Annotated in this window: 10 protein-coding genes, 1 tRNA gene and 2 rRNA genes (1 of these 13 only partly in view); 9 read left to right on the top strand and 4 right to left on the bottom strand. The window is 58.9% G+C overall.

From position 1 onward, the window contains the following. Together AACL53_RS08320 and rrf are read left to right on the top strand one after the other, a co-directional pair. A 23S ribosomal RNA gene (locus tag AACL53_RS08320) occupies window positions 1-2,499 on the top strand; it begins 294 nt to the left of the window's first position. A gap of 202 nt (window positions 2,500-2,701) precedes the next feature. After that, window positions 2,702-2,816, top strand: a 5S ribosomal RNA gene (gene rrf, locus AACL53_RS08325). Between the two features lie 871 nt (window positions 2,817-3,687). Here the strand turns inward: rrf and AACL53_RS08330 are convergent. Then, a complete protein-coding gene (locus AACL53_RS08330) occupies window positions 3,688-4,155 on the bottom strand; it encodes a DUF1801 domain-containing protein (RefSeq protein ID WP_339084026.1) in 468 nt (155 codons plus the stop codon). 724 nt (window positions 4,156-4,879) lie between these two features. On the opposite strand from AACL53_RS08330, the gene AACL53_RS08335 reads away from it, so the two are divergent. After that, window positions 4,880-5,422 carry a Spy/CpxP family protein refolding chaperone gene (locus AACL53_RS08335; protein WP_339084027.1) on the top strand — a complete coding sequence of 181 codons (543 nt, stop codon included), beginning with the start codon at window positions 4,880-4,882 and terminating at the stop codon, window positions 5,420-5,422. 166 nt (window positions 5,423-5,588) lie between these two features. Here AACL53_RS08335 and AACL53_RS08340 read toward each other — a convergent pair whose 3' ends face one another. Further along, window positions 5,589-6,362 (bottom strand): SDR family oxidoreductase, encoded by a 774-nt coding sequence (locus AACL53_RS08340; protein ID WP_339084028.1) that lies wholly within the window; start codon window positions 6,360-6,362, stop codon window positions 5,589-5,591. Window positions 6,363-6,498: 136 nt separating this feature from the next. Here AACL53_RS08340 and AACL53_RS08345 point away from each other — a divergent pair, with 136 nt between their 5' ends. Then, a complete protein-coding gene (locus AACL53_RS08345; RefSeq protein WP_339084029.1) occupies window positions 6,499-7,416 on the top strand; it encodes a LysR family transcriptional regulator in 918 nt (305 codons plus the stop codon). Between the two features lie 172 nt (window positions 7,417-7,588). Here AACL53_RS08345 and AACL53_RS08350 read toward each other — a convergent pair whose 3' ends face one another. Then, window positions 7,589-7,987, bottom strand: coding sequence for a GNAT family N-acetyltransferase (locus AACL53_RS08350; RefSeq protein ID WP_339084031.1), 399 nt, complete (start codon window positions 7,985-7,987; stop codon window positions 7,589-7,591). 165 nt (window positions 7,988-8,152) lie between these two features. Continuing rightward, a tRNA-Ser gene (locus AACL53_RS08355) sits at window positions 8,153-8,242 on the bottom strand. Between the two features lie 224 nt (window positions 8,243-8,466). Between AACL53_RS08355 and AACL53_RS08360 the strand changes: the two genes are divergently transcribed. The 5 genes from AACL53_RS08360 to metG all read left to right on the top strand — a co-directional run bounded on the left by AACL53_RS08360 (window position 8,467) and on the right by metG (window position 14,302). Continuing rightward, a complete protein-coding gene (locus AACL53_RS08360; protein ID WP_339084032.1) occupies window positions 8,467-9,636 on the top strand; it encodes a septal ring lytic transglycosylase RlpA family protein in 1,170 nt (389 codons plus the stop codon). A gap of 136 nt (window positions 9,637-9,772) precedes the next feature. Beyond that, window positions 9,773-10,933: a D-alanyl-D-alanine carboxypeptidase family protein gene (locus AACL53_RS08365; protein WP_339084033.1), complete on the top strand. Its 1,161-nt coding sequence runs from the start codon at window positions 9,773-9,775 to the stop codon at window positions 10,931-10,933. Between the two features lie 30 nt (window positions 10,934-10,963). Further along, window positions 10,964-11,593 carry a dTMP kinase gene (gene tmk, locus AACL53_RS08370; RefSeq protein ID WP_339084034.1) on the top strand — a complete coding sequence of 210 codons (630 nt, stop codon included), beginning with the start codon at window positions 10,964-10,966 and terminating at the stop codon, window positions 11,591-11,593. Next, the gene (locus AACL53_RS08375) at window positions 11,593-12,714 is read left to right on the top strand and encodes a DNA polymerase III subunit delta' (RefSeq protein ID WP_339084035.1); all 1,122 of its coding nucleotides are present in this window, start codon (window positions 11,593-11,595) and stop codon (window positions 12,712-12,714) included. The genes tmk and AACL53_RS08375 overlap by 1 nt, the downstream gene beginning before the upstream one ends. Window positions 12,715-12,763: 49 nt before the next feature. Beyond that, window positions 12,764-14,302 (top strand): methionine--tRNA ligase, encoded by a 1,539-nt coding sequence (metG, locus tag AACL53_RS08380; RefSeq protein ID WP_339084036.1) that lies wholly within the window; start codon window positions 12,764-12,766, stop codon window positions 14,300-14,302. The last annotated feature ends 39 nt before the right edge of the window (window positions 14,303-14,341 follow it).

A 14,341-nucleotide genomic window follows, 5' to 3' on the forward strand; every position in this document is an offset into this window, starting at 1 on the left:
GGCGAGCGAAAGCGGACTAGGCCAGTGATAAAGCAATGACAACTGGAACCATCTGGAAAGGTGGGCCTCAGCGGGTGACAGCCCCGTACAGGTAATGCAGCGCTTTATCCTCGAGTAGAACGGGACACGTGCAATCCTGTTTGAACATGGGGGGATCACCCTCCAAGCCTAAGTACTCCTTACCGACCGATAGTGCACCAGTACCGTGAGGGAAAGGTGAAAAGCACCCCGACGAGGGGAGTGAAATAGTACCTGAAACCGGATGCCTACAAACAGTCGGAGCCCGCAAGGGTGACGACGTACCTTTTGTATAATGGGTCTGCGACTTAGTCTGACGAGCAAGCTTAAGGCGATAGCTGTAGGCGTAGCGAAAGCGAGTCTGAACAGGGCGTTCAGTTCGTCGGATTAGACCCGAAACCTGTCGATCTTGCCATGGTCAGGTTGAAAGTGGGGTAACACCCACTGGAGGACCGAACCGGTGTCTGTTGAAAAAGCCTCGGATGAACTGTGGCAAGGGGTGAAAGGCCAATCAAGGCAGGAAATAGCTGGTTCTCCGCGAAATCTATTTAGGTAGAGCCTCAGATGAATACTCGAGGGGGTAGAGCACTACATGGGCTAGGGGCCCCTACAGGGTTACCAAACCTAAGTAAACTCCGAATACCTCGAAGTACTATCTGGGAGACACACGGCGGGTGCTAACGTCCGTCGTGAAGAGGGAAACAACCCTGATCGCCGTCTAAGGTCCCTAAATCACTGCTAAGTGTGAAAGGATGTGGGAATCCCATAACAACCAGGATGTTGGCTTAGAAGCAGCCATCATTTAAAGAAAGCGTAACAGCTCACTGGTCTAAACAAGGGTTCCTGCGCCGAAAATGTAACGGGGCTAAAGCAGTGTACCGAAGACGCGGGTGTGCAGCAATGCACGCGGTAGCGGAGCGTTCCGTAAGCCTGTGAAGGGAGACCCGTGAGGGCTCCTGGAGGTATCGGAAGTGCGAATGCAGACATGAGTAACGAAAGAAGTGTGAGAAACACTTCCGCCGAAAGTCCAAGGGTTCCTGCGTAAAGTTAATCTGCGCAGGGTTAGCCGGCCCCTAAGGCGAGGGCGAAAGCCGTAGTCGATGGGAACCACGTTAATATTCGTGGGCCAGTGGGTGTGTGACGGATGCAGCAAGTTGTCGAGGCTTATTGGATTGCCGAGGCAGCGAATGTGTCCCTGGAAATAGCCCCCACGTAGACCGTACCCGAAACCGACACAGGTGGACTGGTAGAGAATACCAAGGCGCTTGAGCGAAGTGTGCTGAAGGAACTCGGCAAATTACCTGCGTAACTTCGGGAGAAGCAGGCTGTCTTTTCGGGCAACCGGAAGGGCAGGACACAAACTAGGGGGTGGCGACTGTTTACCTAAAACACAGGGCTATGCTAAGTCCAACGACGACGTATATGGCCTGACGCCTGCCCGGTGCTGGAAGGTTAAGAGGAGAGGTGCAAGCCTTGAATCGAAGCCCCAGTAAACGGCGGCCGTAACTATAACGGTCCTAAGGTAGCGAAATTCCTTGTCGGGTAAGTTCCGACCTGCACGAATGGCGTAACGACTTCCCCACTGTCTCCAGCACACACTCAGTGAAATTGAATTCCCCGTGAAGATGCGGGGTTCCTGCGGTTAGACGGAAAGACCCCGTGCACCTTTACTGCAACTTTGCACTGGCAATCGTGACTGCTTGTGTAGGATAGGTGGTAGGCTATGAAACCTGGGCGCTAGCTCGGGCGGAGCCGAAATGTGAAATACCACCCTAGTGATTATGGTTGTCTAACCGCGGTCCGTTATCCGGATCCGGGACAGCGCATGGTGGGCAGTTTGACTGGGGCGGTCGCCTCCTAAATCGTAACGGAGGCGTACGAAGGTTGGCTCAGATTGGTCGGAAATCAATCGTCGAGTGCAATGGCATAAGCCAGCCTGACTGCAAGACTGACAAGTCGAGCAGAGTCGAAAGACGGTCATAGTGATCCGGTGGTTCTTTGTGAGAGGGCCATCGCTCAACGGATAAAAGGTACGCCGGGGATAACAGGCTGATGACGCCCAAGAGTCCATATCGACGGCGTCGTTTGGCACCTCGATGTCGGCTCATCACATCCTGGGGCTGGAGCAGGTCCCAAGGGTATGGCTGTTCGCCATTTAAAGTGGTACGTGAGCTGGGTTCAGAACGTCGCGAGACAGTTCGGTCCCTATCTGCCGTAGGTGTAGGAGAATTGAGAGGATCTGTCCTTAGTACGAGAGGACCGGGATGGACGTACCTCTGGTGGACCTGTTGTCGTGCCAACGGCACAGCAGGGTAGCTATGTACGGACGGGATAACCGCTGAAAGCATCTAAGCGGGAAACCCACCTCAAAACGAGTTCTCCCTCGAGAGTCGTGGAAGACCACCACGTTGATAGGCCGGGTGTGGAAGCGCTGCAAGGCGTGTAGCTTACCGGTACTAATAACTCGATTGGCTTGATTGCTCTCATTTAGCAATGCTCATCGTTTTGCCTCACACCGCTTGTCGCGCAAAAACGCGACGCGGTCCGGCAGGGCGGCACTTGTGCCAGCGTCCGCTTGGACGCTTGCGCCTAGAGGCGCATAAAGGCTCAGCCGCTCCGATGGGCGTAGGCATTAGCATCCAGAATTAGACCAGACATAGAAGTCATATGACGTCTCCGCTGACCTGGTGATTATGGCGGGGTGGCTGCACCCGATCCCATTCCGAACTCGGCCGTGAAACGCCCCTGCGCCGATGGTACTTCGTCTTAAGACGCGGGAGAGTAGGTCGTTGCCAGGTCTGCCGAGACGTCATGTGAACTTTCTAAAATCAAACGAAGTCAATCACCTCTATCGATCGTATTCAAACGCGCCCCTGTGCCTCGTGCCAGGGGCGCGTTTTTGTTTTTGAACTCGTCGCGAACGAATCCCGCGGAAGCAGAACAGCGATCCCGTCTCATGGGGCGGCTGCAACTTACTCGCGTTGAGCTGACCTCCTCCAATCTTTAAGTTCCAGTCCTGGAAGGGTCCGGCTGTGCGCACGGAATGCGTGATCGTATGCAGCGCCGCTTCATGCTGAGGCGGGGCGAGGGAAGCGGGAAAGGTTTTTTTTATTCTGCGCAGCACGATGGTTGCGCGAGTCATGGAAATTGTTTCATCGCATTCTCCAGCGAACGACCTCATGAGACGAATGACGTCACGCTGTTCTGTTACGGTTTTGCATTGGTGTGCTGGAGCGAAATTTCGCGTTGCGACAATGCCAAATCAGGACGCTCTTGCCAGTTCGGTCACCCCGAGCAGCCGATCGTTACGCGGATGAAGATTGACCGCGATTTCGGACGTGCGCATCGTAATTCGGGGATTGGAGCTCCAGCGCAAGACGATCGATTATACACTGCACTCAGATCGAATGGTTCGCAGCTAAGCGTTCGGTTCGCGTTCACTGCCAGTTGAGTTCTCGCAGCGCCAAGTCTTGGTGTTCAATTCCTGAAATTGTTCACGGCAGTGCGGAACCGGAGGAGAACTGAGATTCGTAGCCGTCGGAACGATCGGAAAGGGGGAGCGCGCCCCCAGAGCAGATTCGGGAGAGTAGGTCGCTCAGAATGAATGACGCCAGATAATTCTCTTCGACACTGACCAAACGCGCTCGTTCCACTCCTGCGAGGTGCGCGTCACGGGCTTTTTGGTTTCTTCGGAGAGCGGGCGGGGCGGGCGCTAGAGCGAGTCGACGTATTCAGAGCCGCGGCGGCGCGAATGAGCACCTTCAATGCCTTTTCATCAATCTTGTCGCCTTCGTGGATATCGATCGCGCGCCGTGTGCCGCCTTCGAGGCTGGCGTTGAAGAGGCCTGAAGGGTCGTCCAACGCGGCGCCCTTGGCGAAGGTCAACTTCACGACGCTTTTGTACGTCTCGCCAGTGCAGATGATGCCGGCGTGCGACCAGACCGGTACCCCTCTCCATTTCCACTCCTCGATGACTTCGGGGTCGGCCTGTTTGATCAGAGATCGCACCTGAGCCAACGTCTCACCCCGCCAATCACTCAGCGTCTCGATTCTCTCGTCGATCAGCTGAGAGGGGGAGGCTTCCTGTTCTGCTGTCTTCGGGCTGCTTTCTTTCATTGTGGTTATCGCTTTCTTCATCGCCGTTGCTCGTGCTTTTCTTTTTTGCGACACGCATTTTTGACGACTACGTCTCTGCTTTGCGAGAGCGGATGGTTCCCAACGTCTTGCGCGATGGCAACAAACGGGACTCGACGTACGGCGCTCTGCTTCCCTGCTTAGAGAATTGCGCGCCTTCCGAACACCGGCCGCAGTAATCGCGCGAGCGCATAGCACTCCTAGACATTACACAAACTATTATGCGTGTTTGTATTGAACCAACTCTGCACGCATCAACAATCTTCGGACGCTCCGAACCGGGCAGCCCTCTCGATTGACCCGAGGGATGGCATGTTAGATATTCCGCGGCGATGCATTTGGCCTGATGACACGACGCAGGTCTGATGGGAGTGACCGCCATTCCACTATTTTTGATTTTCGGCGGACCCACAGGTAACGCAACAAAAATGGACGATAACGCGTGGTTGTCCTCCGTGAGCGCGACCGACATTTAAGATCAGCTCTGCGATCATAAGCGACTGCTAACGGCACCTCGCCCGAGGCAAGACTCCAGAACTTCGATATCGATGTATGACGACGACGCATCGGCCAACATGCAGCCGGCTTACTCGTAGCTTCTAACAATCGCGATAGGAACAGGGAGTTCAACATGTCGAGATTTATCGCGTACGGCTTTGCGGCACTCCTAACCGCCGCTCCATCACTCGCCATCGCGCAAACAGCCCAGCCAATGCAGGGCCAGCCAATGCAAGGAATGCAGGGCATGCCAATGCAGGGGATGCAGCCGATGCAAGGCATGCAAGGCATGCAACGAATGCAAGGAATGCAAGGAATGCAGGGAGGGCGAATGGGTGCGAAGGATGATGTGACCGATAATCGGATCGACATTGTGAAGGCCGCACTGCAGCTGAGGCCCGATCAGATGCAGTACTGGCCCGCAGTCGAGGAGGCTATCCGTGCACGGGCGGATGGACGCCGCCAAAGAATTGAGAACATGATGTCTCACATGGAAGAAGGTCAATTTGACCGGAATTTCGTGCAGGTACTGCAAAATCGAGCTGAGAATCTTTCAGAGCGCGGTGCTGAACTCAAAAAGCTCGCTGACGCATGGCAGCCACTTTATGCGACCCTGGACGACGCCCAGAAGCGGCGGATGCGCGTGCTCGGCGTCCTCATCCTTCATAGGATGAGGGAAGGCATGGAAGCCCGGCGCGAGCAAATGGAAGACGAAGGTGGCGGAGCCATGATGGGCGCCAGTACAGGCGAGACCGGCATGGGCCGCGAATAGACTCGCCGTTCAGACAGAAGGCCGGAGGTAGACAGACTTCCGGCTTTCTCGGCTCCGACCGTTCGAAGGCGATATCGCGGGTCGGTGGTCCACACTTAGATACTCGAAAGCATCGGTTTGCCGAACGTCGAAGGGCCGGACCTCGGGAGTCCGGCCCAGCGTCGCATCACTTGGTCGTATAGCCGCCGTTGACGAGAATGGTCTGGCCGGTCATCCACCAGCCGTCTGAGACGAGGAAGCGGATATAGGGCACGATATCCTCGATGTCGGTGAGGCCGGTTTTCGAGAACTTCGACAGCGCCGCCGCCGTCTTATGATAGGCCTGCGCGTCTGCACTTTCCTGGCCGTAGAAGAATGGCGTATCCATCGGACCTGGGCCGATCGCCGTCACGGAGATACCGCGGTCACCGAACTCCTTGGCGGCTGCGCGCGTGAAATGCTCCACCGGCGCCTTCATGCCCGCGTAGGTCGAATAGAACGGAGTGAAGGCGCCCAGCAGCGAGGTGACGAGCGTACAGAGCTTGCCGTTGTCGTTGAGATGTTTGCCGGCTTCCTTGATGAAGAAGAAGGCGGCCTTGGAATTGACGGCGCTCATCTCGTCATACTCCGCCTCGGAAATGTCGAGGATTGGTTTCTTCAGCACCTTGCCGACTGTATTGATCGCGATGTCCGGCTTGCCGAAGGTTGCTACCGCGTCGGCAAAGAACTTTTCGACCGCTGTGGCTGTGCTGAGATCGGCCTGGAAGGCGGCCGCCCGAGCGCCGGCGGCTTTGACGGCGGCGACGGTGGCATCGGCATCCGCCCTGGTGGCGGTGCTGTTATAGTGGATTGCGATTGCCTTGGCGCCTTGCGCGGCGAAATCGCGGGCGATCAGGCCGCCGAGGTTTTTGGCGGCACCGGTGATGATGACGGTTTTGCCCTTGATGGAATGGTCGGTCATTAATTGAGTCCCTCGGGTCTGGCGACGATACCACGCCGCAATGGTAGGAGGCGCAATCTACCGTCTGGAATTTCCCGATAAAGAAAGGCAGTCTGGCATCATATGTCAGAAATGACGAACAATGTCGGGGCAGCACTTGGACCGGATCGACCTCTTTCGCATCTTCACCCGTGTCGTCGAGGCGGCGAGTTTCACGCGTGCCGCCAATAGCCTCGGACTGCCCCGTTCCTCCGTGTCGGCTGCAGTGGCGGAACTGGAAGGACGGGTGGGCACGCGGCTCCTCCATCGCACCACGCGCAAGGTATCGCCGACGCAGGACGGAGCCGCCTTCTACGAGCGCTGCCTGCGCGTCATCGCTGATGCCGAGGAAACAGAGGGACTGTTCCGCGAACGCGGCAAACCCTCGGGCAAACTCCGGATCGACGTGCCAGGCCGGATCGGTCGCCTCATCATTGTGCCTGCGCTGCCGGCGTTTCTCGACGAATATCCGGAGATTGATATCGACCTCGGCGTGACCGACCGCGCGGTAGATCTAATCGAAGAAAGAGTGGACTGCGTGCTACGCGTCGGACCTTTGAGCGATTCCGCCTTGATTGCCCGGAGCATCGGCAGTCTGCCGCTCATCAATGTCGTATCCCCCGCATATGTCACCCGCCACGGCACGCCGCTAACGCCCGACGATCTGCGCGTTCACTGCGCTGTGAACTACGCCTCTCCCTCGACGGGCCGGATCGAGCCGTGGGAGTGGATGGACGGCAAGACCTGTCGAAGCCTGCCGATGCGCGGGCGCGTGACGGTCAACAGCGCGGAAGCCTATATCGCCTGCTGCCTGGCGGGCCTCGGTCTGATCCAGATCCCGGCATATGACGTGCGTCACCACATTGATGCGGGCGAACTGGTTGAGGTCATGCCGGACCACCGAGCTGAGCCGCTGCCGATGACGCTTCTCTATCCACACCGTCAGCACCTTTCCCGCCGCGTGCAGGTTTTCGCGGACTGGGTTGAGCGACTGCTGAACGATGCGCTCGTGCGGTCATCGGCGGGGTTTGCGTAGTCATCTCGCAGAATAGCTGGCGGGCCGAAGCCGACGAAACCGAGAACTATATCTACTCTTTTCCCCTCTATGGCCCTCCAAAATAGAGATCCAAGCGAATGGCTCGAATTGGGGTGGGAAGGAGACCGACAGCTTAGGGTCGCGAGATCAGCGAAGCTGTCGCAGCTAGTCGTCAAAGGGGCAGCAGCATGTCCCATCGATCCAAACCGGGCCCGTATCCGTCTTGCGTGATCGCCACAACTTGAAAGCCGAAACGAGCGTAGAAGCCCTGCGTATGCTGGCTGGTATCAAGCCTGACCTGGGTCACTCCCGGCGTGGCAGCAGCAGCGCCCAGCCGCGCCTGGGTGAGCGCTCTGCCGAGGCCTGTTCCCTGAAGCCCACGATCGACCATGCCCCAGCACAGGCTCGCAGTCTTGCCGTCCTTCTCAACCGCGAAGCCTCCGCACGCAACGACGCGGTCATTTCGCTCCAGTACCTGATACGACCAGTTCAAGGCATCCTGCTCAAGGAAGCGAGCGAAGTCCTGTCGTTCCGTGGCGGCAAAAAAGACGGGCACATTTCCGTCGAACAAAGCGAGACATCTGGCTTGATCCGAACGGGTGTAAGGGCGCGCGCTGTCCCCTCGGTTATGTGCGGTGGAGAGCATGGTACCTCGAATGGCGGTTTTCAGCGCCGCTTGGTGGATGAGGTGATCAGCGGCGGCAATATCGCGCCATAGACGGCAATCGGCGGCGTTTGGCGGAGGGGGTGGGATTCGAACCCACGGTGGACTTGCGCCCACGCCGGTTTTCAAGACCGGTGCCTTAAACCACTCGGCCACCCCTCCGGAACTTGGCCGCCAAGACATCTCCATACAACGTGGAGCGTCAACGGGCTCGGTCCGGAGGCTTCTCCTAGCCGGTTCGGCTTTCGGTCTCAAGGTCCATAGAGCTTAACCTGATCCTAAGTCGCATTTGCCATCATTCCAGCAAGCTTCGGCCCACCTTTGCGCGCTTGATGGTTCGCGAGGGTGCGCTTGGGCGGGCGTAGCGTATCAAGTGAGTTTGCGTAATGGAGAGGCGTTTATTCGGCGCGCTGGGGGCGTGCCGGCTGATGCTCGCTGCGAGTGCAGCGGTGCTTACAACGGCCTGTTCATCGAATAATCCGTCGCCGGGGTCGCTGACCGGCGTCTCGCGTTCCGTTTTCTCGGAAGACGAATACGGCGTCAAAAGCAGCCCGCGCGTGGTCTCCTCCGACAACGTCCCGAAAGGTGGCGGACATTTCAAGCTCGGTTCGCCATACAAGGTCGCCGGGCGATGGTACGTCCCCCGCGAAGATCCCAATTATCAAGCATCCGGTGTCGCGTCGTGGTACGGCGCAGATTTTCACGGCCGGAGAACCGCTAACGGCGAAGTCTTCGACGCGAAGGCTTTGACTGCCGCCCATCCGACATTGCCGCTTCCGAGCTACGCCTATGTCACCAATCTGGAGAACGGCAAGACGGTGCTTGTGCGGGTGAACGACCGCGGGCCTTACGTGAACGACCGGCTTATCGACATGTCGTACGCCGCCGCAAAACATCTGGGATATACAAACAACGGCCGGGCCCGGGTTCGTGTCCGTTTTGCCGGATTGGCGCCGCTCAATGGCGACGACAGCCGTGAACGGCAGTTTCTAGCTTCTCAAGAGTCAGGGCAGAGACCGGATCAATGGGCGCCGGCGACGCCCAAGCGTGCATATGCTTCGGCCCAGCCCGAATACCGGTCCGCAAACCAGGCGGGCTATCAAGGATTGCCGTCCGACGCATCGGATCGCTGGTCGGCGACCAGCTACCGCGCCGCGCTTGCGGGCAAGCCGGATCGGACACCGCCTGCGACGTCCCAATTCCAGCCGTTCGTACAGCGGGCAAGTCTGTCTACGCCTTCGCGGGTCGACGGCCGCATGTCTCTTTCGTCTCCGCAGCCCTTTGACAAACCTTTCAAGCCTGAGGCGGCTCCGCAGCCTTTCGGTAACGGCCGCACGTACGTCCAGGTTGGTATTTTTCGCGACCGGTCCAACGCCGAGAGATTGCGCCGCGAGCTTGGGTCCCTCGGACCGGTCGAAGTGGCGCCGCTACAAGTCGGCGCCGGGGCGGAAGCCTACCGTGTGCGGGTCGGGCCATTCTCGGAGGCCGATGCGTCGCGCACTCAAAGCCGAATCGCGACATATGGCGTCGTCAACACCGCGATCGTCAACGATTGAGACCTAACGGCCGTTAACCTTGCGTTGACCATGTTACAATGTGACCGGATACTCCTATCTGTATGAGGGAGTGCCCCGCTCTCGAGGCGGCGCTGGGCAAAGCGTGGTTCGATCTATGTCGAAGAAGACTTGCAGCATGTGGTTCGCGGCCGTTGTGATCGCGGTATCACTTTGGGTGCCGTTCGGCGGAGCTATTGCGGCAGAGTCTGCTTTTGCGACGAAAGCGCCGCGCGCCATCCTCATGGATGCGGCAACCGGCGCGACCTTGTTCCAACAGAATGCCGACGAACTCGCTCCGCCTGCGAGCATGAGCAAGCTCATGACGCTTGCCGTGCTGTTCAGGGCGATCAAGGAAGGCCGCATCAACAAGACCGACGAATTCGTCATGAGCGTCAACGCGTGGCGGAATGGCGGGGCGCCGTCCGGCACGTCGGCGATGATGGTGCCGGTCAACACCAAGGCGACGGTGGACGAACTCATTCAAGGCGTCGCCGTGCAGTCGGGCAATGACGCCGCCATGTGTATTGCGGAGAGCATGGCCGGAACGGAGTCCGCCTTCGCTCGCATGATGACAGATGAGGCGCGTCGCATCGGTCTCGTCAAATCGACGTTCGCGAATGCAACGGGTCTCGAAGCTCCGAACCACCTGATGACGGCGCGCGAACTCGCCATGCTGGCGCGTTACCTCGTCAACGAATATCCGGAATTCTATCCCGTCTTCGGCCAAAAAGAATTTCTCTACCGCAAGCACAAGTTCATCAATCGCAACCCGCTGCTGTTTCTGAACATCGGCGCCGACGGATTGAAGACGGGGCACACCGCCGCCGCTCGCTACGGCCTCGTTGGATCTGCGGTGCAGGACGGCAAGCGCCTGATCGTCGTCGTCAGCGGGCTCGAAAAAGCGGACCAGCGCAAGGACGAAGCGGCGAAACTTCTTGACTGGGGTTTCCGGTCGTTCAGCGAAGTCAAAGTCTTCGACGATGGAGAGATCGTCGGGAAGGCGCGCGTATGGGGCGGCAAGGAATGGTACGTGCCGCTTGCCCCCAAGGGCGACGTGATGTTCACGTTGCCGAAATATCCGGCCAACCAAAAACTCTCGGCGGAAATTGTCTATAAGGCGCCGCTAAAACCTCCGGTAAAAAAAGGCGATCAAGTTGCGGTACTTAAAATTACAAGTACCAGCAGCGCTTCGGTCGAAGTGCCGCTTTATGCCTCGGAAGACGTGCTCAACGGCGGGATCGTGCGGCAAGGCGTCGATTCACTTGTTCTGATGGCCTTGCGCCGCTTGGCGCTCTAGATTACGCCCGCCGGCAATAGAGGCGAGCCAATGAAACGCGGAAAATTCATCACATTCGAAGGCGGGGAAGGGGCTGGAAAGTCGACCCAGGCCAAGCGTCTCGCAGAACGCCTGGAGCGTGCGGGCATCAGCGTCATCGTCACGCGCGAGCCGGGAGGTACTCCGGTCGGCGAAGACGTGCGCGAACTCATCATGCGCGATCATCCGACAGATCCCGTGACGGAGCTGTTGCTCTTCGCTGCGGCGAGGGCCGAGCATGTAACATCCGTCATCCGGCCTGCATTGGACGACGGCACATGGGTCATCTCGGACCGCTTCATGGATTCGACGCGTGTCTATCAAGGCAAGCTCTACGGTCTGGAGCCCGAGTTCATCGCTCAGCTCGAAAAATTCACGGTCGCGCCCGATTATCCTGATCTGACCTTGATCCTCGATTTGCCGGCGAGCACCGGTATCGAGCGCGCCCAGCTTCGCGGCACGCTTTCGCGCTATGACGCGGAACGCATCGAAACGCACGAGACGCTGCGCGAGGGCTTCCTGGAGATTGCCGACGCCGAACCATTGCGCTGCATACTGATCGATGCGAGCCTGACGGTATCGAGTGTCGAGACGGCGGTTTGGCAGGCCGTGTCGTCTCACCTGCTTGCCGAGGCCGATTGATGGCGCGGGCCCCGCTTGTCGCGGATGCTGAAGTGCTTCCCGAGGCCGATCGGCTCGAAGATTATCCGCATCCGAGAGAGACCCGGGCGCTCTACGGCCAGGAAGGCCCGCAATCGGTTTTCGCCGAAGCACTCGCGGGTGAGCGCATGCATCATGCGTGGCTGCTTTCGGGACCGGCGGGTACCGGTAAGGCGACCCTCGCCTATCAGGTCGCGCGTGCTGCGCTGGCGCAACCGGAGGAGCGCGATCTTTTCGGCCAAGGGCTCGCGATCGAGCCCGACTCGCGAACGGATCGGCAAGTGCGGGCACTCTCCCATCCGTCACTGTTGGTCATCAGGCGCCCCTACGATCAAAAGACAAAGCGCTTCCCGCAGTCCATTCCGGTCGACGAGGTCCGCAAGCTCAAAAACTTTCTGTCGCTCAGCGCGATCGGGCAGGGACGGCGCGTGGTCATCGTCGATACGGCGGATGAACTCAACCAGAACGCGGCGAATGCGCTCTTGAAATCGCTGGAAGAGCCGCCGGAGCGCACGATCTTCCTGATGATGACATCATCGCCGGGGCGCTTGCTCCCAACCATCCGGTCGCGGTGCCGGACGATCGCGATGGGGCCGCTTGCCGAGAGCGATGTGAAGCGGGCGGCGGCGCAGGCTCTCACAACAGCCGGGAAAGCCGTTCCGGAAGCGCACGAATGGGAAACCCTCGCGCCTCTTGCCGAGGGCAGCGTTGGACGGGCCTTGGTGCTGCTCGGCGGCGGAGGGCTTGCCCTTCAGTCCCGGATCGATCAGGTGCTGGCTGGCCTTCCGCGGCTCGACCTCAAAACGGTGCATGCACTTTCTGACGAGCTGCAGCCCTCGGCGCAGGACCGTAAATTCCAGCTGTTCATGGATCTTCTGCAAACGTCGCTGGCGCGGCTCATTTCCGCCGCGGCGACGGGAAAAGGGGCTGAGCGGGATGTTAGCCTCGCAAAGCGTCTTATCGGCGATGGCCGCCTTGCCACTTTTGCCGAGCTATGGGAAACACTGGCCCGCGACAAGGCTGATGTCGTTTCCCTCAACCTTGATCGCAAATCGCTCATCCTCGGAACTTTCGCGCGCCTCGAAGCCGCGAGCCGCGGTTGAGGCGAGCGCGGCCGTATCCTGCGACCGGCGATAACGAAAGATACCGAGAGTGGCGGAAAAATATTACATCACGACGCCGATTTTTTACCCCAACGGAAAGCCGCATATCGGTCACGCCTACACGGTGATCGCGAGCGATGCGCTGGCGCGGTTTGCCCGCCTCGATGGGAAGGACGTCTTCTTTCTCTCGGGGACCGACGAGCACGGCCTCAAGATGCAGCAGACTGCCGAGAAAGAGGGTGTGCCGACAATCGAGCTGGCGGACCGGAATTCGGCAATCTTCCGCTCGATGATCGAAACGCTCGGCGGCTCGAACGATGAATTCATCCGCACGACGGAGCCGCGCCATTATGCGGCCTGCCAAGCCATTTGGGAGCGGATGGCGGCAAACGGCGACATCTATCTCGCGCGCTACGGCGGCTGGTATTCGGTGCGCCAGGAAGCGTATTTCGACGAGAAGGAAACGACAGTCGGCGAGGACGGCGTGCGCCGCGAGCCGCTCGGTTCGCCGGTCGAATGGAACGAGGAAGAGAGCTATTTCTTCCGCTTGTCGGCGTATCAAGACAAGCTTCTCGCGCTCTATGAAAACAATCCCGAGTTCGTCGGCCCCGTCGAGCGGCGAAACGAAGTCGCGAGCTTCGTCAAATCCGGTCTCAAGGATCTTTCTATTTCGCGTTCGACGCTGAAGTGGGGCGTTCCTGTTCCGGGCGACGACAAGCACGTGATGTACGTGTGGGTCGATGCGCTGACGAACTACATTACCGCGGCCGGTTATCCCGATACGGAAGGCGCCAAGTGGAAGTATTGGCCTGCCGACGTTCATGTCATCGGCAAGGACATCGTGCGTTTTCACGGTGTCTACTGGCCAGCCTTCCTGATGTCGGCGGGCATCGAACTTCCGAAGCGGGTTTTCGCCCACGGGTTCTTGTTCAGCCGCGGCGAGAAGATGTCGAAGTCGGTCGGCAACGTCGTCGATCCGTTCGATCTCGTGAAAGCCTACGGACGGGATGCCGTGCGCTATTTCTTCCTGCGTGAAGTGGCGTTCGGACAGGACGGAAACTATTCGTCGGAAGTGATCGTCAATCGCATCAATGCCGATCTCGCCAACAACCTCGGCAATCTCGCGCAGCGCTCGCTGTCGATGATCTTCAAGAACTGCGACGGCGCTATTCCGGCTCCGGGGCAGCTCAGCGAGGCGGATCAAGCGATCCTGTCGGCGACGGATAGCCTTTACGTGATCGCGCGTGCGGAAATGGAGCGGCAGGCGGTCACAAAGTATCTCGATGCCGTGTGGGCCGTGATAGCCGATGCCAACCGCTATTTCGCGGCGGAAGAGCCGTGGGCGAAAAAGAAGACGGACCCGGCGCGCATGGCGACGATCCTGTACGTGACCGCGGAGGCTGTCCGGCAGTTCGCTATTCTCGTTCAGCCGGTGATGCCGGAAAGCGCTGCAAAGCTGCTCGATTTGCTCGGCATTTCGCAGGACGAACGAACGTTCGCGTACCTTGGCGAAAAGGGCCGTTTGAAACCGGGCGCGCGGATACCCGAACCGCAGGGCGTTTTTCCGCGCTACGTGGAACCCGAGTGAGCGGACAACGCGCCGCACCGCCGACACGAGCCTCTGGAG

The sequence above is a fragment of the Hyphomicrobium sp. ghe19 genome (assembly GCF_902712875.1).
Lineage (GTDB): Bacteria > Pseudomonadota > Alphaproteobacteria > Rhizobiales > Hyphomicrobiaceae > Hyphomicrobium_B.

Coding starts and splice junctions, on each gene's coding strand:
- AACL53_RS08330 (WP_339084026.1), bottom strand. CDS start 4,155: ATGAAGAAAGCGATAACCACAATGAAAGAAAGCAGCCCGAAGACAGCA.
- tmk (WP_339084034.1), top strand. CDS start 10,964: ATGAAACGCGGAAAATTCATCACATTCGAAGGCGGGGAAGGGGCTGGA.
- AACL53_RS08335 (WP_339084027.1), top strand. CDS start 4,880: ATGCAAGGAATGCAGGGCATGCCAATGCAGGGGATGCAGCCGATGCAA.
- AACL53_RS08360 (WP_339084032.1), top strand. CDS start 8,467: ATGGAGAGGCGTTTATTCGGCGCGCTGGGGGCGTGCCGGCTGATGCTC.
- AACL53_RS08375 (WP_339084035.1), top strand. CDS start 11,593: ATGGCGCGGGCCCCGCTTGTCGCGGATGCTGAAGTGCTTCCCGAGGCC.
- AACL53_RS08340 (WP_339084028.1), bottom strand. CDS start 6,362: ATGACCGACCATTCCATCAAGGGCAAAACCGTCATCATCACCGGTGCC.
- AACL53_RS08365 (WP_339084033.1), top strand. CDS start 9,773: ATGTGGTTCGCGGCCGTTGTGATCGCGGTATCACTTTGGGTGCCGTTC.